We start from the raw sequence: 21,921 nt of genomic DNA, 5'->3' as shown, positions 1-21,921 counted from the left end.
CCAACCGATGAAGATACTGATCAACTCATTACTAAGAAGAATACTGAATAGTAAAACCAATCTGCTCATTAATTTGCTGGGATTAACCATTGGCATGACTGCCTTTCTGTTTATTACAGCTTGGATCATTTCGGAGAAAAGCTACGACCGTTTTTGGCAAGAGGCCAGTCAAATGTACCGGGTAGAACTAAAACGTAGTGATCAAAGTAACGAGCTGGTCAATACGGCAAAAAATTACAATGGGGTGGGGGCTGTTTTGCAAAATGAGCTCCCCGAAATTGAAGCAGCCACGCACTTAGACAAAGATATTATTACCGTTTTTACACCCGATGCCAGCGTGCAGGACGTGAATATGTTTTTTACCGATTCTTCGTTTTTTAAGGTATTCCCGCGGAAAATTGCCAGTGAAAACAAAAATCAGTTGTTTGATGATATCCACAATGCCATTATTAGCCGGTCGTTGGCTCAAAAGCTTTTTGGGAAAGCATTTCCTGTTAACCAATCGTTTAAGTTAAATGAGGGCTGGGAGTTTAATGTAGTTGGTGTGTTTGATGATGTGCCGGCAAACAGCCATATCCGCTTCGACTTGATCCTTCAGCGAAAAGCGCTTTTGTATTACATGCGCAACTTTGACTATGCAACAGGAGAGTTGGATAACAGTCAGCTTTCTTCGTGGGTCGATCGCGACCCCTACTCGCAGGGACAGTGGAAAGGAACCCGCGGCTACACCTATATTCGTTTAAAGCCAGGAGCTCATATCCAAGATGTAGAAGCCAAATATACGGCGGCTATTGAACCTTGTATTCAACATATCAGGCAAAATAATGAAAGCGTTCAGTTTGAATTCATGCCTGTGAGTCGGATTCACCTGTTTTCAAAGAAGGATGGCGAAATGTTTGCAAACGGAAGTAACGTAAAAGTGTGGGCTTTTGCCTTGATTGGCTTATTGTTGATTGTTACCTCGTTGTTGAATTTCATTAACATTTCGGTGGCGTCATCCATCAGTCAAACAACGAACCGGGGAGTTCATCGGATTTTAGGGGCAAATCGTGGTCATTTGCTGTTTGAGTTTTTTGGAGAAGCTTTCCTATTCAATTTGATTGCCGGTCTAATCAGCTTTTTGCTGGGGGCTGCTTTCCTGAAAAGTGCTATCACGATTGGTGGATTTGAAATCTTCTCGTTGAGCTGGGGGATGTTAATCTTGGTTTGCTGCCTACTGGTTTTGGTTGGAACGTTCGTAAGTTCGGTTTATCCATTTCTGTATGTGGTGAGTAAAATGCTGAAATCTGCCCGCAGTTTCAGGTCTCAATTAAACAGGGGATCTTTGGCTTCGGTAAAAGCATTGGTCGTATTTCAGTTTGGCATTGCCATCTTTCTTATTATTGGAACAATGACAGTTTTTAGGCAGTTACAATTTATGCAAAACACCGATACCGGGATAGAAATGGATCATACGATGGTTTCTTTCAGCCCGATGACGATGATTAAAAAACCGGATCAGCTATCGAAGCTGGAAACATTTCGAAGCGAAGTTCAGAAAATTCCCGGCGTAAAAGGGTTCACAACAGCTGAAATTGTTGCCGGTGAAGATTATCACCGATCAAGCGATCAGGTTTGGATACACGGACAGGAGGAAAATAAAAAGCCATTCTCTATTGCTCGGGTAGACTATGATTATTTCGATCTCTTTTCCATCGATTTGCTGGCCGGTTCATTGTTTAGTCCAACATCAAGAAAAGATGCCAATGAAGTTTTAATCAATCAATCGGCCTGCAAACAATTGGGTATCGATCCCGCTAAGGCAGTCAATAGCCTGCTGGTTGTTGGCGACAATACCTGTCGAATTTTGGGAGTAATAAAGGATTACCACCACCTTTCGCTGAAAGACGAAATAAAGCCCGTAATTTATTATAACAGTTTGTGGTGGTACCGAACAGTTGGCTATTACTTTGTGAAAATTTCGCCGCAAGATATGCAGGCAACCATTGCCTCTGTTACAAAACTCTGGAATCAACTTTATCCTCAGGAAGAGTATCATTTCCGCTTTTTAGACGACTGTTTCAATGAAGCTTATCAGGCTGATAATAATTTTGGGCGGGTTTACCTGGCCTTGGCGTTGCTAACTATTTTTATTGCAGCAATGGGACTGTTTGCCCTTGCAAAATTCGCTTCAAAAGCACGTGTAAAAGAAATTGGCATCCGGAAAGTAAATGGAGCCAAAATCTCAGAAATACTTGCCCTGCTCAATAAAGACTTTGTGAAATGGGTGATCGTCGCTTTTGTAATTGCCACGCCCATCGCTTACTACGCCATGAGTAAGTGGCTCGAAAACTTTGCGTACAAAACCAACTTAAGCTGGTGGATCTTTGCCTTGGCCGGATTGTTGGCGCTTGGTATTGCACTATTAACGGTGAGTTGGCAAAGCTGGAGGGCGGCAACCTGGAATCCGGTGGAAGCGTTGAGGTATGAGTGATAAATTCATTCTTTTTTATTGAAAGCAATTGTGGTAATAAATAAAGAAGAGACCAGCTAACACGCTTAGCTGGTCTCTTCTTTATTAACTATCTTTTTTCCTGAGTTTTTATTCTTGATGGTCATCCTGATCCCGAACTATTGCATCAGATTTATAATAAGAAAACTTAACCATATTTGTGCTTCCTTTTTTATTCAATGGCAATGTTCCAACGCTCACAACTAATTCACCAGCTTCAATCTTTTTCTGGTAAAATAAGGTCGTAAGGGTGTATTCTACGGCATCGTTGGTAAACATAAAGTCCTGACAGGGATAGGATTGCACTCCCCAGTACAAAGACATTTGACGCAACAGGAGTTTATTGGGTGTAAATCCATAGATGTCGGCTTTGGGGCGGTAGCTCGCTATTTTTCTTACACTGTCACCCGAATAAGTCAATACGATAATGTTATTTACATTTGACTGAATAGCCATAAAAGATGCTGTGTGGCAGGTCGAATCCAGAATAAATGATTCTTGTTCAATCTTTGGCTCCTGGGTTCGGTAATATTTATAACCATATTCCTCCGAGTCGTGAATAATGGTGACCATTGCCTTTATGACCTCAATGGGGAATTTACCAATACTGGTTTCACCACTTAGCATTACAGCCGAAGCTCCATCAATAACAGCATTTGCAACATCGTTGGCCTCGGCGCGCGTGGGGCTAAAGTTGTTGATCATGCTTTCCATCATTTGCGTTGCAATAATAACTGGTTTTGCATGCTTAACACATTTATCAACAATCATTTTTTGCTTGATCGGAACTTCCGAAAAATGCAATTCAACACCCAGATCTCCACGTGCTACCATTATTCCATCACTAACGCTAATAATATCGTCAATAACTTCAAGAGCTTCTGGTTTTTCAATTTTTGCAATAATGCCCGTATGTTTCTCTTTGGCTTCAACAAGCTTGCGTAAATCAAGAATATCCTGAGCTTTTCGAACAAACGATAATGCAATCCAATCCACGTTGTGTTCTAATGCGAACTCTGCATCGGCAATATCTTTTTCGGTTAAACTCGGGAGTGATATTTTTGTTTTGGGCAGGTTAACGCCTTTTTTCGATGACAAAATTCCACCGTATATCACTTTGGCGCTTACCGAGTCGTTTCCGTTTGTCGCTGTTACTTCAAGCTTAAGTTTTCCGTCGTCAATCAAAATGGTATCACCAATTTGAACGTCTTTCGCAAATCGGGAGTAACTCATGTACACACGCTCGAGATTTCCCACGCACGGTGTATTTACAAATTTAATTTCGGCTCCTTCAACTAATTCAACGCCATTGTTTTCAACTTCCCCGATCCGTAGTTTTGGTCCTTGTAAGTCGGCCAGCAATGCAACATGCGTGCGTAATTCGTCATTGAGTTCCAGTATGCGATCAATAACTTCCAGATGATCGGCATGTGAACCATGACTAAAGTTCAGACGGCATACATTCACTCCGGCTTCGAATAGCTTCTTTAGCTGTTCTTTCGATGAGCTTGCAGGCCCTATGGTTGCAATAATTTTTGTCTTTGTGTTGTAATTTATCATATGTGTGTTTTGTTGATTGCTTCGCGTAAATTTTACCTCCTCTCAATTCTTTGGGATCTACAATTTCCAGATCGGTAAAATCTGTTGATTTAAAGACAACCGTTATTAACGTATCATGTCTCAGTATCTAATTGTCCGTTTTTTCTGTGATTATGAAGAGATGTGTTTTAAGAAATACATCAACGTAGAAATTAGATATAAATCGGCTACAAATGTAGGAATATCGTGTTACAAATATTGCTGTTGCCTATTTACCGGACACGCTTGTTAACAATTATGAAACGACCATACCTGTTTGTTACACAAACAAGCATGATTAAATTCCATAGAGAGCTCCATGTGTTTCGATTTTAAAGTATAAATGCATCGAATAAAAGATGAACGTATAAAAGTTACTGCTTTTCAACAAAGGTTGACGGGAAGCTTAATAATTGATATTGAATTGTTTTTGCCAATCGATAATTACCAAGTGACCCCGGGTGCAAACGATCGGTTTTTTCATTCATAAAATACTTTACCTGCGAATCTTCCATCGGGTAAAGTCCACTTATCGAGTGCAAGTCGATTAAAGGCACAGCCCAAACTGAGGCGGCTTGTTTTAGTGTATTTACATAGTCGTCAATGTATAAGCCAAGCGCGTTGGCAAAGCTTTCTTCGGGCTGAACATTCGTAGCATTAAATGTAGCAAAACCGCGATGAATGGGAGTCATGATAATAATTTGCTGGTTGGGATAATTGCTCTTCAAAAAAGCCATTACTTTATTGATTCTTCCGCAAAAGGTGATGTCGCTCGCTTCCATGACCCGGTATTTTCGAACAACATTTGTTCCGTTGAAGTTGGTTTCTTTGGCGGTTTCATGATAAAAGCTGCCCATTGGCGTATTATGCATATAATCATTTGTTCCGGCAAAAATCAAAATCGCATCAACATCTGTTCCGTGCTCTTCTTTCAATTTCAATGCCTGTCCGTAAATACCGGTCCATTGATGTCCGCTAATGCCATAAACATAAGGTTTAATTCCCATCATTTCTGCCAGGTACTCCCAGTAAACAATTCGGGTCGAATCCTTTTTCCATTTCTGCGTCATCGAATCTCCTAAAAAGGCAACTTTTTTTCCATTCCACTGAGACAGCTGGACATCTTTGGCTTTTGTTGCTTTGTTTAAAACCTGACCATATCCGGGCACGATTAATACAAGAATTAAAATAGAAATCCCTATCAGTTTTTTCATAATTATTTGTTTACGTTAGTTCAAATTAAACGATACCAATTTATTTACATAGTGGTTTGTTTTCAACCCATTTTCAGGCTTGATCGAATTCAAGACCGTATAGTAGAATCACAAATTTAAACATCTTTTTAATGAATCGCTGAACCGTAGCAGATAAATTGAAAAGGTTACTTTGTTTTCGATACGAATGATTATGTTCCTAAGATTAATTTTCTACCTTTAAAAGAAAAATCAATCATGAAATCTTTTCTGATTTTACTGTCAATTTTTGCTTTCCATTTGAGCGCTTTGGCTCAAGATGCTTGGTTTCCGGAGCTTACACTTGGGTTTACTTCAGCACAAATTGATGAAAGCTATAAGGCGAGAGGGCTAAGCCCGAGTTCGTTTTTTGTTGATTTTAGCGAATGTTGGAATCGAAAACATGAGCAGTCTTTTTCTGTTGTAAAAGCATTTGGGATCGGGCTGAATTATCATTCTTTATCCACTAATTTGGCATCACCGGGGGGCGAGAGTTACTATTCCGGAGGCTATGTGTATTCAACTTTTAATTTGTCATTGATGGCTCAACAGCGATTTGGGAAATCCTATTTTCTTCAATTTGGGCCACGTTTTGAGACAATACTTTTAGGGTACGAAAATTTAAAGTATCATGGAGGAAGCCGACAGTGGGACGGATTAAATGAATCGTGGGTTTCTAAGGAAGCTAAAATAGCTGAATTCAACCGAAATTACTTCAATAATCCCTATTATGGATTAAGCTTGCGTTTGATTAATGAACCGGAGGAGGAAAGCCTTTCGGCAGGTATTGGTGTGAGCTATTTGCGGACTGAACCGGATCAATCAAATTTTAATTCAGAGCATATGGTTCGTGTTTCATTTATTCTAAAACTTTAGCGTTTGTGCCGAGGCTTTTTTACCAATTCACAATCTTCATTTTTCCGATGATTTCCAATGCAATAATCTCCTTTTGCCTTTCCTGTTGAAAGGCCTGCCCGAACCCAAAAAATTTCTATATTTGTACCTCTTAAAAAAAGAACGACAAAATAGGAATCCAATGAGCGATAAATTCCCTGTATACAAGCAATTAGACCTTTCTCAGGTGAACAAGGATGTTCTGAAAAAATGGGAAGACGATGATACATTTCATAAAAGTATAAGCACCCGCGAGGGGAATGAAACCTTTGTTTTTTATGAAGGCCCACCCTCTGCGAACGGGATGCCGGGAATTCACCACGTCATGGCACGCGCCATAAAAGATACCTTTTGCCGCTACAAAACCATGAAAGGTTTTCGGGTTCATCGTAAGGCCGGTTGGGATACCCATGGGTTACCGGTGGAGCTGAGTGTGGAAAAATCATTGGGAATTACAAAAGAAGATATTGGTGGCAAAATCTCGGTTAAAGAGTATAATGCAGCCTGTCGCCGCGAGGTGATGAAATACACCAAAGAGTGGGAAGAGTTAACCCGCCAAATGGGCTATTGGGTGAATATGGATGATCCGTACATCACTTACGACAACCGTTACATTGAGTCGGTTTGGTGGCTGCTGAAAAAGCTGTACGACAAAGACCTGATTTATAAAGGATACACCATTCAGCCCTATTCGCCGGCAGCAGGAACCGGGTTGAGTTCTCACGAACTCAATCAACCGGGAACTTATCGTGATGTAAAAGACACGACAGCGGTTGCTCAGTTTGCGGTCATTCGAGATGATAAATCAGAATTTTTATACGAAGAAGTCGATACTCCGCTATACTTCATGGCATGGACAACTACGCCATGGACTTTGCCTTCGAATACGGCATTGTGTGTTGGTCCGAAGATTAAGTATGTGAAAGTGCGGTCGTTCAATCCATACACTGGAGAGCCGATGACGGTTATTTTGGCTAAGGATTTGTTGAGTTCACATTTCAATCCGAAGCATGCTGAACTTTCGCTTGACGAGTACAAGCCGGGAGATAAAAAAATACCTTTTGAAGTAATTACAGAATATACCGGAGAGGAAATTGCCGGGGTGAACTACCAGCAACTGATCAACTGGGTAAGACCAAATGGAGATGCTTTCCGGGTGATAACCGGCGATTTTGTAACAACCGAAGATGGTACTGGAATCGTGCACATAGCACCTACTTTTGGTGCTGACGATGATCGTGTGGCTAAGCAAAATGGCATTGTTCCTTTATTCGTTCTGGATAAAGAAGGTAAAAATCAGCCAATGGTTGATCGTAAAGGTCGTTTCTTCCGCATCGAAGATATGGCATCGGAATTTGTGCAGTCGAATGTGAATACTGAAACCTATGGCGAATTTAATGGCCGCTATGTGAAAAATGAGTACGACGAACTGTTGGATGAGTCATATTCAACAGTGGATGTCGATATTTCGGTTATGTTGAAGAAGGAAAACAAAGCCTTCAAAATAGAAAAACACGAGCACAGTTATCCGCATTGCTGGCGAACTGATAAGCCAATACTGTATTATCCGCTGGATAGTTGGTTCATTAAAACCACTGCCGTAAAAGACAAGCTGATTGAGTTGAATAACACGATCAACTGGAAGCCGGCATCGACCGGAACCGGACGCTTTGGCAACTGGTTAGAAAACCTGGTAGACTGGAATCTGAGCCGTTCTCGTTTTTGGGGAACACCCCTTCCAATTTGGCGTACTGAAGATGGCTTGCAGGCCAAGTGTATCGGTTCGGTTAAAGATTTGATGACAGAAATTGAAAAGGCCGTGGCTGCCGGAGTGATGGATAAAAATCCGTACGAGGGATTTACTTCAGGTGAATACAGCCAGGAAAATTACGATAAAATTGATTTGCACCGTCCATTTGTGGATGACATCTTTTTGGTAAGTGATGATGGACAGAAGATGTTTCGCGAGCCTGATTTGATTGATGTTTGGTTTGATTCTGGCGCCATGCCGTATGCGCAACGTCACTTCCCTTTCGAGAATGATGACATCTTTAAGGATGTGTTTCCTGCTGATTTTATTGCTGAGGGAGTTGACCAAACACGTGGATGGTTTTTTACGCTACATGCTATTGCAACCATGATTGATGAGTCGGTTGCATTTAAAAATATTATTTCCAACGGATTGGTGCTGGATAAGGCTGGAAACAAAATGTCGAAACGCCTGGGGAATGCCGTTGATCCTTTCGAAACAATTGAAATGTACGGTTCCGATCCGCTACGGTGGTACATGCTAACGAACTCACAACCTTGGGACAACCTCAAGTTTGATGTTGGAGGTGTGGATGAAGTACGCCGTAAATTCTTCGGAACACTTTATAATACGTACGGATTTTTTGCTTTGTATGCCAATGTGGATGGTTTTCGGTTCAAAGAGGAAGAGATCCCGGTAAGTGACCGCCCTGAGATTGATCAGTGGGTTATTTCCTTGCTGAATTCGTTGGTGAAAGAAGTTGGTGAAAGCCTTGAAAACTATGAGCCAACACGTGCCGGACGAGCCATTTCTGAATTTGTGAGCGAGAACCTGAGTAACTGGTTTGTGCGTTTAAGCCGCAAACGCTACTGGGGTGGTGAGTACGATCAGGATAAAATTTCGGCTTACCAAACCTTGTACACGTGCTTGGTAACTGTAGCTAAATTAGCGGCACCTATTGCGCCTTTTTATGCCGATCAGTTGTACTCTGATTTGAATAAGATGACGGGAATGGAACCTGATCAAAGTGTTCACTTGGCGGAATTTCCAACCGCGAATGAAAGTTTAATCGATCGGGATTTGGAAGAAAAAATGGCCATTGCTCAAAAAGCGTCATCCATGATCCTGGGATTGCGCCGGAAAGAAAAACTGAAAGTACGTCAGCCACTGGCAAAAATTATGGTTCCTATTTTGAATGATCGTTTCAAGACGCAGTTCGAAGCTGTGGAAAACATCATTTTGTCGGAAGTGAATGTGAAAGAGGTTGAGTACCTGACCGATACTGCCGGAGTCATTAAAAAGAAAATAAAGGCGAATTTTAAAGCTTTAGGGCCAAAGTATGGTAAAATGATGAAGCAAATTGCAGGAGCAATTGCACAGTTTGGGCAGGATGAAATTTCAAGCCTTGAGAAAATTGGTACTTATGAATTGGCGGTTGGCGACCAACAAATAACTATTAGCATCGACGATGTTGAAATCACGACGGAAGATATTCCCGGATGGTTGGTTTCAACCGAAGGCGACATGACGATTGCCTTGGACATCAATTTAACGGAAGAACTGAAGCAGGAAGGTATTGCGCGTGAGTTCATCAACAAAATTCAGAACCTGAGGAAAGAAAGCAACTTTGAGGTGACTGATCGTATTAATATACGAATTGAGAAAAATGATTCGTTTAATGAAGCGATTGAGAACTTCAAAGAATATATTAGTAATCAAACGCTTGCAGAAAGCCTTGAATTGACCGATAAGCTTGATGAAAAGGGCGTTGCAAAAGTTGAAATTGATCAGGATACAGAAGCTCTTATTCATTTAAATAAAATAAGTTAAACTTACGATCGTTTAGTATGTTTTATGACCTTAAACAATTCAAAATATTTTTATAATTTAGGGTCCGATATAAAAAATAACGATATACCCACAGGGATAACTAAATTTTACGGTTATGACAGAGAAAACGAGATATACAGATGCTGAGTTAGCTGAATTTAAAGAGCTGATTCTTGGTAAGCTTGAAAAAGCGCAGGAAGATTACGAACTCTATCGGAATTCGATCACGCTAAGTGATGGGAATGATACGCAGGACACTTCACCGACTTTTAAAGTTTTAGAAGAAGGTGCTGCTACTCTTTCAAAGGAAGAGGCCGGAAAACTGGCTCAGCGACAGCTAAAGTTCATTCAACACTTGCAGGCAGCCTTGGTACGTATCGAAAACAAAACATTCGGTATTTGCCGCGAAACAGGTAAACTAATCGCGAAGGAGCGTTTGCGTGCTGTTCCTCATGCTACTTTGAGTATTGAAGCTAAAAACAGCCAAAAATAAGATTGATGGTCGGCAAACATAGTTTGATGATTGAAAGTGTAGATTCTCTTTCAATCATTTTTTTTGTGTTGAAATGAGTCGTTAGAGTTAGCGCTTCGACATGTGGTATCTTTTGAAGACAAACAATTATAGAGAGAACGAACAAGAAATTTATTAGCGATATCTCATAAATAAGCCTGATTAAATTTGTTGAGAGTTCCACACGTTGCATTTGAAAAATATATATTATAAACGGATGAAATTACAATCATGTCTAGATTAGCAAAATCCCTACTCATTATTTTTTCTGTTCTTTTTGTCGATCAATTTGTGAAAATATTGGTGAAGACCAACATGTTTTTGGGACAGGAGTTTTCTGTTTTGGGCGATTGGTTTTTAATTCATTTTGTTGAAAACAATGGAATGGCTTTTGGGATTGAATTTGCCGGAGAGTATGGTAAAATTGCATTAAGCTTATTCCGGGTTGTTGCGGTAACTGGCATCGGATGGTATTTGCTTAAGCTTGTTAAAAATAAAGAAGTGCCCATGGGTTTCATCGCCTGTGTTGCTCTCATTTTTGCGGGAGCCATTGGCAACATCATCGACAGTGCTTTTTACGGTCTTATTTTTACAGAAAGCTATGGGAAGGTTGCCAGCCTGTTTCCCGCAGAAGGAGGCTATTCCTCTTTTTTACACGGGAGAGTGGTCGATATGCTTTACTTCCCGATCTTTTCAGGACGATACCCCACATGGTTGCCGCTGAAAGGAGGCGACAGTTTCTTGTTTTTCAGGCCGGTTTTTAATATTGCTGATTCTGCTATTACGATTGGAATATTTAGCATACTATTATTTTATCGTCAGGCATTTAACAAGCTTGAGAACGAAAATGACGATACCAAAGAAGCGGCTGAACCGAGTTCTTATTGAGAATGACTGATGGTAGAAAATATCGGATTTTGCTTGTGTATTTTAAGCTAATGTTGTAAACTTGCAAACCGAAAAATAAGAATATTTATTCAAAATATTTAGGGCCTATAGCTCAGTTGGTTAGAGCACCTGACTCATAATCAGGTGGTCCCTGGTTCAAGCCCAGGTGGGCCCACATCAATAAACAAGGCACTTTCAGAAATGGGGGTGCTTTTCGTTTTTTAGCCGGGTACAACATGGGTACAACAAAATGAATACGAAACAGATGAGTTATATGGTAACTCTTCATTCTTCTATAATGACAATGTTTACTCATGGCAGCGAATGGGAAAATACATTGCTAGGTATTTTTGATTGAGAAAAGTATTGGATCAAAAGGTTGATTTAGAGATTTATTCGAGAGAAGTGTTCGTTATGTTTTAAAACCTTTTATTGGAGAAATGAAAAAAAAAACATTCATTTGGAGGTTATTTACATCGATATAAATGATGAAAAAGGGACAAGCATCAAGTGAAGAAATTTTTATCATTCACCGACTAATAGAAGGTGATGAAGAAGCATTCAAATTTTTCTTTGACACTTATTATGATGATTTATGCAATTTCGTGAATGCCTATGTACGTGATGAAAGTTTATCGGAAGATATTGTCCAAAATACCTTCATATATCTGTGGGAGAACAGAAAGAATTTAAATCAGGACAGTTCGATTAAATCTTATCTATATGCTGCTTCAAAAAATAAAAGTTTAAACCATATTCGAAATTTTAAAACTCAAAACCGCTTAAAATTCGCGATTAACGATTCTTTGCAGGTCAACCAGATAACGAATGATTATCTGGAATACAAGGATTTGAAAAATCTGATAAGAAGCGCGATCGATCAATTGCCCGGAAAGTGCAAAGAAATATACCAGTTGAGCAGGGACCAGGGATTAACGAACAAGGAAATAGCCGCCAAGCTGGATTTGTCAACGAAGACAGTAGAAAACCAAATTACAATTGCAATTCATAAAATCAAAGCTTTTTTAAAGCCATATTATAATCAAATTTTGTTTTTTTTCCTTCTTGCTCATTTTTTTTAATTTTTTTTTTGGGGGATGACGGTAACTTAAGTGCTATAGTGATAAAACGCATTATTAGCAATTATGGGAAACACCATTTCTCAAATGAAAATCGTCCGGCATATTGTTTCTAACGGACGCGAATATTCGAAAGAGATAGATGCTTGGTTTAATGAATGTAAGGAGAATAGAAATATCTATCAGGATCTCCTGGCGGTTTGGCAATTAACAGGAGAATTACCGCCCTCGTTTTCTCCGAATAGGGCTAAGGCATGGGAAAGAGTTCGTTCAACTATAAAAGTATCCCAACGACGGATGAACATTTATCGTTTAGCTTCCCAGGTTGCAGCTGCCGTGATTATCATATTTGTGAGCATTTGGATTGGAGCGAAAGTCGATAGTTGGAGGCCTCTGGAATTCACTGAAATTACTTCTCCCCCGGGACAAAAAACCCAAATACTATTACCTGACAGTTCTACAGTATGGTTGAATGGTGGCTCTAAAATAAAGTACGCTCAAAATTTCAATCAGGCTAACCGAAATGTTGAGCTTGTTGGGGAAGGCTATTTTGACGTCAGAAAAAATTTTTCCAGCCAGTTTGTCGTGAAAGTAAATGCAATTGATGTTAAGGTGTTTGGAACGCAATTCAATGTCAAAGCATACGACGACGGAAAGAAGGTGGAGGTTGGTTTGAAAACTGGGAGCATAGGAATTGAGAGTGATGGCCGGACATTGATCAAGCTTAATCCAGGCGATTTTTTGACTTATGACAAAGAATCTAAAGAAATCGAGCTTGAAAAAAAAGCCGTTGACTTGGTTTTGGCTTGGACGAAAAACGAATTGGTATTTGAGGAGCAGACGATCAAAGAAGTATTTGATTATTTCGAGCATTGGTATGGGGTTCACTTTTCGGTTGATCAGGAAGTATTGGATGGGGAACTTTTGACTTTTAAAATTAAGACGGAATCCCTGAATGAAGCTTTATCTCTGCTGAAGCTTTTGAAACCGATGGAATACCAAATAAATGGAGAAAGAGTAACAGTAATAAAACCTAATTAAAAACTTAAATGAATAAAACTGTAAAACCTTAAAATTAAACAAAAAAGGCTTGCCAGAGGCAAACCTTTTAATTCGAGAAATTTATTAACTCAGTAAATAAGAAACAGGTTACAGCCATAACCAGGTTCTTTATGAGCTGAATAAACATTACAAAACTATGAAAAAAAAATGTAGTCCAGGAGTTTTATTGTCTATTCAATTCTCTTGGAGAAAATTATTGATGAAAATGAAATTGTTGATATTCCTTATCTGTGCAACTGGCCTGTTAGGAGCCTATGCAAATGTTTATAGTCAGCATTCGAAAATAAGTATGAATGTTAAGAATAAGACAATCAAGGATGTGTTGAAACAAATTGAGGATCAGTCGGAGTTTTCGTTTATGTATAATGCCAGTAGGGTGAATGTATACAAAGAAATTGATCTAACCATAGAGAACAGTTCGGTTCAACAAATTTTGGAAAAAGTTTTCGAAGGAGAAAATATTGATTATAAGATCATTGATCGCAATATCATTATATCATCGAAACAAGAATACCAGGGGCTAAATGAACAACGATTAACCGTAAGTGGGAATGTCACAGACTCATCAGGGGCACCTTTGCCCGGAGTGACAGTGATCGTTAAAGGAACCACAAAAGGAACAATAACGGACATGGATGGAGACTATCGATTGCCAGATGTTCCTTCGGATGCATATTTGGTTTTTTCTTTTGTTGGTATGTCCATGCAAGAAATTCCTGTTCAGGGGCAAGAAGTTGTTGATGTTACCATGGAAGAGGATGCTATTGGCTTGGAAGAGGTTGTGGCAGTAGGCTATGGTGTGCAGAAAAAAGTCAATTTGACTGGATCAGTGGGAGCTATAGAGGCAACCGAGCTTGCCAATAAGCCTGTTGCTACAACGTCGCAAGCAATTGCCGGACTGGTTCCCGGCTTAAGCGTCGTGCAGTCTTCGGGGCGGCCAGGCGCGGGAGCTACTGTTAAGATAAGGGGAACAGGTACCTTCTCAAGTGCAGGAAATAACCCATTGGTTTTAATCGATGGAATGGCAGGTAGTATTGATGATGTAAATCCCGATGATATTGAAAGTATCTCCTTTTTGAAGGATGCAGCATCTGCCTCAATCTATGGTAACCGAGCAGCAAATGGTGTTATATTAATTCAGACGAAAAAGGGAAAAGAGGGTAAATTTTCCGTCTCGTACAATAATTCTTTTGGATGGCAAAAACCAACTGAGCTTCCCGAATTCTTACCATCGTGGGAATACGCGACCTATTACAATGAAGCAATGCTAAATATGGGCAATGCAGAAGCTTACAGTGCTGAAGAAATTCAGAAGTACAAAAACGGTTCTGATCCTGATAACTATCCCAATGTAAATCATTTAGAGTGGTTGTTGAATTCAGGTTCTGGATTTCAGCATCGGCATAATGTAAGCATTAAAGGAGGAAATGAAAGGATAACGCAAAATTTTTCTGTTGGTTACTGGAAGCAGGATGGAATGACTGCTGAAACATTTAATGAGCGATATAATGTTCTGTGGAATGCTCAAAGCAATCTTTTGGAGTCGCTGACTTTAAGTACCCATTTGAACGCCTATACCAATGCTTATCAGTCGCCAAACGGCGAACCACAAAGTATAGAAGGAATGATTGGGTATGCTGTAAGAGAAGGTCCTATTTATGCAGGTAAAAAAACAGATGGATCATTTGGTTACCAGGATAATTACAGTCCTGAGGCATGGTTGGCAAGCGAATCATTCAACGAGAGTAACAACGTAAAAGTTACAGGAACAATGCAACTGGAGTGGGAAACACCTGTAAATGGTTTATCGCTAAGCGGTAAGTCAGGGATAACATATCATTCAGATTACAATAAGTCTTATCGTGCTGAGACCTACTTTGATTCTTCAAAAACAGTTGGGCCCGCTTCATTGAGTGTCTCATCCTATAATGGAACCTATAAAAATTTTGAAGGTTTGGCGACCTACAATAAGGCGCTGGATTTGCACTCATTCAGAATATTGGGAGGAGCATCTTTTGAAGAATTTAAGGACAATTATCTGACGGCTGCGAGAAATACTTTCCCCAATAATAATTTGTATGAGCTTGACTCAGGTTCGGGATCAACCATGACCAATGGCGGATCTTCAAGTGAATGGGCTCTAATGTCTTTCTTTGGACGTATGAATTATTCATTTTCAGACCGCTATTTATTAGAGGTTAATGCTCGTTACGATGGTTCTTCTCGGTTTTCATCCGATACAAGGTGGGGGTTTTTCCCTTCATTCTCTGCGGGCTGGCGTCTGTCAGAAGAAAACTTCTGGAAAGACTCAAAGATTGGTGAATCTGTTGAACTTTTGAAATTACGTGGCTCTTATGGAGTTCTTGGTAATCAAAATATCGGCACATATCCTTATCAGCAAACATATTCATTGGGCCAAAATGCCGTATTGGGTAGTCCGGGAACCTTACAATCAGGAGCACGAATTACGACATTTAATAACCCTGAAGTATCATGGGAAACGACCCGAATTATTGATATTGGTTTAGATTTTAGCCTTTTGAAAGGAAAAGTGAATGGTACAGTTGATTATTTTGATAAATACACAGATGATATTTTATCATCTGTTCAGGTTACCCAAATTATGGGACGATCTGTGGGTCAGTCGAATATTGGAGCAGTTTCAAACAAAGGTCTTGAGATTCGTTTAGAATACAATACAAAAATTGGAAATGATCTCAATTTATCTTTCGCACCAAATTTTACATACATAAAAAATGCTGTTGAAGAGCTGGCAGATGGCGCGACAGAAGATTTGAACAATAACCGTATTGTAGGAGAACCGCTGGGCATTATTTATGGCTACAAAACCAATGGATTATTCGTAGATCAGGCAGAAATAGATGCTGCACCGGATCAGCTTATTGGTAAGGATGGTTTGAAACCGGGATACGTTCGTTATGAAGATATCAGTGGCCCTGACGGAGTACCTGATGGAGTTGTAAATTCAACTTATGACAGAACAGTACTCGGTAGTACAACGCCCAAATACTACTATGGATTAAATATGAATGCTTCTTTTAAAGGGTTTGACTTTTCTGCGCTTTTGCAAGGGCTTGGTGGCCATAAGCGCCTCATAGGTTCCTATATGGCTTATGCATTTTACAATGGGGGTCAGATTCAGCAATGGCAAGTAAATAATCGCTGGACTATAGAAAATCCCGATAAATGGGCCGAATATCCCCGATTAGAAACACTTAATATGAGTAACACTAATATACAAAATTCTGATTATTGGGTGAGAGATGCAAGTTTCCTACGGGTCAAAAATGTTCAGGTTGGTTACACATTCTCAAAAAGAATTGTAGAGCGCATTGGTTTACAGAATCTAAGGGTTTTCTTTAGCGGACAGAACCTGTACAATTTCACATCGTTCTACAAAGGATGGGATCCGGAAAATGAGATTTCAACTGGAGATAGTCCTTCTTATTATCCGATTAATAGCATCTACTCGTTTGGTATAAATGCTAAATTCTAATTCAATGTTAATCAAAATAGATAAGATAGTTATGAAAAAATATATTAAAAAGTCAATATTTGTCTATATGCAAGCGGTCATTCTAGTGCTCGCTGCCCTTAGCTGCGATGAAATATTAGATAAGCAACCTTTAACGTCAATATCTGATGCCAGTTTTTGGTCAAGCGAGGAAGATGCTATGTTAGCTCTCGTTGGTTGCTACAAGTTTCCTTCTGGTTGGAGTTCTGATGATTTTGCTCACCCTCAAGGATTGATGTATCTTGATCTTGCTGGAGGTAATGGTGTAGAAAAGGAAAATTTTACTACGCAGGGAATGGCTAGTAGCAATACGATTGCTACTAGCGGAAATATTCACAGGTATTGGTCAAATGCCTATTCTCAAATTGCTCATTATAATACTTTTCTTGACAAAATAGTTGACGCTCCGATGGATGAAAGTAAAAAGGAAATGTGGATAGGTGAAGTAAAATCATTAAGAGCGTATTATTTGTTTTACCTAGCCTTTCATTTTAAAGACATTCCAATGCCACTGACTACACTTGGTATAGAAGACGCGAATACCATTGTCCAAACTCCACAGTCTGATGTATACAAACAATTGGAAGAGGATTTAACAGCAGCGATTTCTGTTTTGCCATTAGAAAGAAGTTCATCTGAATATGGAAGGTTCACAAAAGGAGCAGCACAAGTGCTTTTAAGCAGACTTTACCTTGCTCAAAACAAATGGACAGAGGCAGCTGCTGCCTTAAAGCCTATTATTGAGTCGGGAGTGTACCAGCTTGATAGAAGCAATGGGGAAGATAGTTATGAGAGACTTTTCCAGGTTGGTGGTGAATATAGTTCAGAAATGATATTTATTATTCAATATATGCAAGATAACTTTACTACTGCTAGGTATATCTATCAAACACCTGAATCTAATGGTGGGTGGCATCAGTTTGCTCCTTACAATGAACTGGTTAAGGCGTTTTTCTGCACCGATGGAAAAGGCATTGAGAACTCTTCAGTATATGACGATGAAGACCCTTATGCCAATCGCGATCCTCGCTTATATGCATCTATATTCCTGCCTCCCTTGGGAAGTTATGAAGGTACCGTCTACAAAGATGTAACCTATAATTGTTTTCAGGGACCGAATAAAGCAGATACCTACAATAAATTTACCTTGTTTAATGGCTATTGTCCTAAAAAAGGATTGGACCCATCTATTTCAAATCTATATGAGTCCTATGTTCATACACCTTTAATGCGCTATGCCGAGGTCCTACTTAGTTATCTGGAAGCGGTAAATGAATCTTCACCAGGTAGTGTAGGTCAGGAATTGTTAGATTTAACAATCAATGATATTAGAGATCGAGTAAATCTACCTCCTATTCAAATCGCAAACGTATCAAGCCAGGAACTGGTGAGAGAGGCGGTAAGAAAAGAAAGAAGGGTAGAGTTAGTTTTCGAAGGATTCCGTTATTTTGATGTTTTGCGTTGGGGCATCGCAGCACAAGAGTTGAACCACACTTTCACAGGTGTGAAACTGTCAGATGACCCCAATGCACCAAATTTTCGGGGATCAGGAGCTTCTGCTTCACCAGTTGATGAAGATATGTACTATCAGTTTGAAACACGTAGATGGAGTGACCACAATCGATATTTCCCAATACCTCAGAACGACCTGAACATTAATGAAAATCTCGTTCAAAATGAGGGATATAATTAAAAAATTATGATATAAAAATAGAGCAGGATAACAATCCAATATTCTGTTCTATTTTTTTTTAATGTCGATATGCAGTTAACAGAGATATTATTTAACGATGCTTAAATCAACTAGTTTTTTTACTCGTATTGTCATTGATGCTGGGGCTATTAACAGCTAATTCACAAGACGTTTCTATCTACAATCCTATTTGGAATACTCCGAATTAAAACTCACTTGAATCCATGCCTTTTGAAGGTTGCGATGTTGGGATGAATGTACGGGAAGAAAATGGTGATTTGCTAATTTATTTAAGCAGAAGTGGAACCTTCGACGAACTTAACTCATAGATGATGTTGAGGCAAATGGATTAAAAGTAACGAATAAATAAGAATCGTATTAAGTGAAAGAAATGAAACGAATTACTGTATTCCATTTCCTTGTGTATAGCTTCTTTATATTTCTGGTCGCATACGCAAATGTCTGCAATTCGCAAACAACAAAAACTGCACAGTCAGATAAATTTGATGGATACCTAATGGCTTACTTCACAGGAGAAAGTTCAACCGGAGAACAAATTTATTTTGCAACCAGTACTGACGGCCTGCATTGGATAGATGTAAACAATTCCATGCCGGTATTAATTTCCAATGTTGGCGAACAAGGGGTGCGTGATCCTGCTTTAACCCGCTCTGCCGATGGCGAAAAATTCTATATTCTTGCAACCGATTTAAGAATTGCTAACGACAAAGGCTGGCAAGTTGCTATGCATGACGGAAGTACTTCGCTGGTTGTTTGGGAATCAGACGATTTAACCAATTGGTCTGAACCCTGGTTGGTTGATGTTGCTGGTAGTATTCCCGGTGCTGGTTGCGCCTGGGCACCAGAAGCTATTTTTGACGAAAAGAACAATAACTACGTTGTATATTGGGCCACTATTTCGCCATTGGATGGAATTTATAAACCACGAGTTTATTATGTCACAACAACAGATTTTAAAGAATTTTCAGCTCCAAAAATATACATTAATCGTCCGGGAGAAAAAGGGATTATTGATACGCAAATAATAAAAGCTGAAAAAAGCACTTATAAATATTTCAGGGTCTCAGCTGATCATCAAATCACGATTGAAAAAGGAAACTCAATTTTGGGCGATTGGATCAATATTGGTAACATCACACATTTAGGGCTTGCCGACAATGTAGAGGGACCGATTCTATTTCAATTCAATAATAAAACTAAATGGGGACTGATGGTAGATCAATATTCCACAGGTGGAGGATATTTGCCATTGGTAACAGAGGATTTATCAAAGACATCTAATTTTAAGAAACTCAAAACTTCGGAGTATTCATTGGGGATTACTCTGAAACGTCATGGCAGTATTTTAAATATTACAGCTGAAGAATTAGATGCTATTCAGAAAAAATGGCCTACTAAAAAGGGAAACTAAGAAGGAATGTTTAGTATTCTTATTGGTTAATAGTTTATGTGTATGTGGAGTGATGTGTCAAAAAATATTACTATGAGGCAAAATATTAGAAAAAATATCATTCAATTATTAGTATTATTATGAATAAATCAACTTTACTTTTATTGTTTATTTTTAGTCTACTTTCCTGCGGGCAGAATAAAAAAGAAAAAATGCAGACAGGGCAGTTCGAACCAACCTGGGAATCGTTAAAGCAGTACGAAATTCCTGAGTGGTTTAACGATGCCAAATTTGGAATCTGGGCACATTGGGGGCCCCAATGCCAACCCGAAGCCGGCGATTGGTATGCTCGGCACATGTATCACCAGGGACATTGGCAGTACAACTATCACTTGGAAAAATATGGGCATCCATCTGAGTTCGGCTTTAAAGATGTTATTAACGATTGGAAAGCTGAAAAGTGGAATCCTGAAAAATTAGTAGCGCTGTACAAACGCGCGGGAGCTAGATATTTCTTTGCGATGGGCAACCATCACGATAACCTGGATATGTGGGACAGCAAATACCAGGAATGGAACTCCGTGGATGTGGGCCCCAAAAAAGATATTCTGGCAGGTTGGGCAAAAGCTGCACGAAACAATGGTTTGCCATTTGGTGTTAGTATTCACTCGGCCCACGCTTGGCGTTGGTATGAAACAGCACAAATGGCCGATAAAGAAGGAAAAATGGCAGGGATTCCGTATGACGGAAAGCTGACAAAAGCAGATGGTAAAGGGAAATGGTGGGAAGGTCTGGATCCTCAAAACTTATACGCACAAAATCATCCGCTAAGTAAAGATAGTGAAACGCCAAGTTCAATTCACGATCAATGGGGATGGGAAAATGGAGCAGTCCCCCCGTCTGGAGAATACTGTTTGAATTTTTACAACCGTACGATTGACATGATCAACCAATTTAATCCAGATTTGATTTATTTCGATGATACAGCTTTGCCATTGTGGCCGGTGAGTCATGTTGGATTGGAAATTGCAGCCCACTATTACAACAGCAACATGCAACAGCACGATGGGCAATTGGAGGCTGTACTATTTGGAAAAATTCTAACTGATGAGCAAAAGGAGTGCCTGGTTTGGGACGTTGAGCGTGGCGCGCCTGATAAGATACAGAAGAAACCCTGGCAGTCGTGCACCTGTATTGGAGGATGGCACTATGACCGTGGCGTTTACAACCGTAGCGACTATAAATCAGCTAAAACTGTCATGCAGATGTTGGTTGATATTGTGAGCAAAAACGGCAACCTGTTACTGAATATTCCAGTTCGGGGTGATGGATCTATCGATGAAAAAGAGCTTGAGGTAGTTGAAGGTATTACTGATTGGATGGACATTAATAGTGAATGTATATACGATACCCGGCCCTGGTATATTTACGGAGAGGGACCCAAAGCTGAAAATGCCAATCCTATCAATGCCCAAGGGTTCAATGAAGGTAAGGGAGGGCCCTATACCTCCAAGGATATCCGTTTTACAAAAAAGAAGGAGATTCTTTATGCCGTGATAATGGAATTGCCCGAAAATAATCAGGAAATAGTCATTAAATCACTAGGAACCGATAGTCAGTATTTCGAAGCATCAATGGATAGTGTTGAATTACTGGGAGGAGAACTTGCATCTTTTGATTTTACAAAAGATGGGCTGAAAGTTCTAGTTGCAACAGATTTGGAAGCTCCAGTTGTTTTGAAAATAAATTAATCGTTTTTGTCTAAAATAATATAGATACAATTATTTTTCTTTCAGTTGTTGAGTCAATATAGATTAAAAAAATACTAATAAAGAACATAGCCTGACCCTTATGGTTGCATTTAGTTGCGATCGGGGGTGAGCTGTTGCACGTTCAAAACGACAAAACAAACAAGCAGCTATCCGGATAGCTGCTTGTTTGTTTTTGTCTCATAGTTCAGGACTAGA

Annotated in this window: 13 protein-coding genes, 1 tRNA gene and 1 pseudogene; 13 read left to right on the top strand and 2 right to left on the bottom strand. The window is 39.6% G+C overall.

Annotated elements, in window-relative coordinates; genetic code table 11:
- Nucleotides 1-7 precede the first annotated feature (7 nt).
- Nucleotides 8-2,473 (top strand): ABC transporter permease, encoded by a 2,466-nt coding sequence (locus tag GR929_RS11240; protein WP_159519813.1) that lies wholly within the window; start codon nt 8-10, stop codon nt 2,471-2,473.
- Between the two features lie 108 nt (nt 2,474-2,581).
- On the opposite strand, the gene pyk is transcribed toward GR929_RS11240, so the two are convergent.
- Together pyk and GR929_RS11230 are read right to left on the bottom strand one after the other, a co-directional pair.
- Nucleotides 2,582-4,051 (bottom strand): pyruvate kinase, encoded by a 1,470-nt coding sequence (gene pyk / locus GR929_RS11235; protein ID WP_159519811.1) that lies wholly within the window; start codon nt 4,049-4,051, stop codon nt 2,582-2,584.
- A 392-nt stretch (nt 4,052-4,443) separates the two neighbouring features.
- Nucleotides 4,444-5,283, bottom strand: a complete 840-nt coding sequence (locus GR929_RS11230) for an SGNH/GDSL hydrolase family protein (protein WP_159519809.1) — start codon at nt 5,281-5,283, stop codon at nt 4,444-4,446.
- 237 nt (nt 5,284-5,520) lie between these two features.
- Between GR929_RS11230 and GR929_RS11225 the strand changes: the two genes are divergently transcribed.
- From GR929_RS11225 to GR929_RS11175, 12 genes and pseudogenes are all read left to right on the top strand, one after another.
- A complete protein-coding gene (locus GR929_RS11225) occupies nt 5,521-6,177 on the top strand; it encodes a hypothetical protein (RefSeq protein WP_159519807.1) in 657 nt (218 codons plus the stop codon).
- 160 nt (nt 6,178-6,337) lie between these two features.
- The gene (ileS, locus tag GR929_RS11220; protein WP_159519805.1) at nt 6,338-9,775 is read left to right on the top strand and encodes an isoleucine--tRNA ligase; all 3,438 of its coding nucleotides are present in this window, start codon (nt 6,338-6,340) and stop codon (nt 9,773-9,775) included.
- A 115-nt stretch (nt 9,776-9,890) separates the two neighbouring features.
- Nucleotides 9,891-10,268 carry a TraR/DksA family transcriptional regulator gene (locus GR929_RS11215; RefSeq protein ID WP_159519803.1) on the top strand — a complete coding sequence of 126 codons (378 nt, stop codon included), beginning with the start codon at nt 9,891-9,893 and terminating at the stop codon, nt 10,266-10,268.
- Between the two features lie 249 nt (nt 10,269-10,517).
- Entirely contained in the window at nt 10,518-11,174 is a 657-nt protein-coding gene (locus GR929_RS11210; protein ID WP_159519801.1) for a lipoprotein signal peptidase, read from the top strand.
- A gap of 101 nt (nt 11,175-11,275) precedes the next feature.
- Nucleotides 11,276-11,349: transfer RNA gene (locus GR929_RS11205), tRNA-Ile, on the top strand.
- Between the two features lie 310 nt (nt 11,350-11,659).
- The gene (locus tag GR929_RS11200; protein ID WP_159519799.1) at nt 11,660-12,256 is read left to right on the top strand and encodes an RNA polymerase sigma-70 factor; all 597 of its coding nucleotides are present in this window, start codon (nt 11,660-11,662) and stop codon (nt 12,254-12,256) included.
- Nucleotides 12,257-12,319: 63 nt separating this feature from the next.
- Nucleotides 12,320-13,294, top strand: a complete 975-nt coding sequence (locus tag GR929_RS11195; protein WP_235934278.1) for a FecR family protein — start codon at nt 12,320-12,322, stop codon at nt 13,292-13,294.
- Between the two features lie 226 nt (nt 13,295-13,520).
- On the top strand, nt 13,521-16,832 hold the full coding sequence (locus GR929_RS11190; RefSeq protein ID WP_201300976.1) for a TonB-dependent receptor: 3,312 nt from the start codon (nt 13,521-13,523) through the stop codon (nt 16,830-16,832).
- 31 nt (nt 16,833-16,863) lie between these two features.
- Nucleotides 16,864-18,543: a RagB/SusD family nutrient uptake outer membrane protein gene (locus GR929_RS11185; RefSeq protein ID WP_159519795.1), complete on the top strand. Its 1,680-nt coding sequence runs from the start codon at nt 16,864-16,866 to the stop codon at nt 18,541-18,543.
- Between the two features lie 221 nt (nt 18,544-18,764).
- Nucleotides 18,765-18,872: pseudogene (locus GR929_RS22155) on the top strand (DUF5703 domain-containing protein); the annotation flags it as partial.
- Between the two features lie 62 nt (nt 18,873-18,934).
- The gene (locus GR929_RS11180) at nt 18,935-19,975 is read left to right on the top strand and encodes a glycoside hydrolase family 43 protein (protein ID WP_159519777.1); all 1,041 of its coding nucleotides are present in this window, start codon (nt 18,935-18,937) and stop codon (nt 19,973-19,975) included.
- Nucleotides 19,976-20,094: 119 nt separating this feature from the next.
- Nucleotides 20,095-21,705 (top strand): alpha-L-fucosidase, encoded by a 1,611-nt coding sequence (locus GR929_RS11175; RefSeq protein WP_159519775.1) that lies wholly within the window; start codon nt 20,095-20,097, stop codon nt 21,703-21,705.
- The last annotated feature ends 216 nt before the right edge of the window (nt 21,706-21,921 follow it).

Origin of the sequence: Sunxiuqinia indica, from assembly GCF_009847015.1 — a bacterium.
Taxonomy (GTDB): domain Bacteria; phylum Bacteroidota; class Bacteroidia; order Bacteroidales; family Prolixibacteraceae; genus Sunxiuqinia; species Sunxiuqinia indica.
The sequence above is the reverse complement of the archived record's forward strand: the minus strand, read 5'-3'. Positions and strand labels throughout refer to the sequence as shown.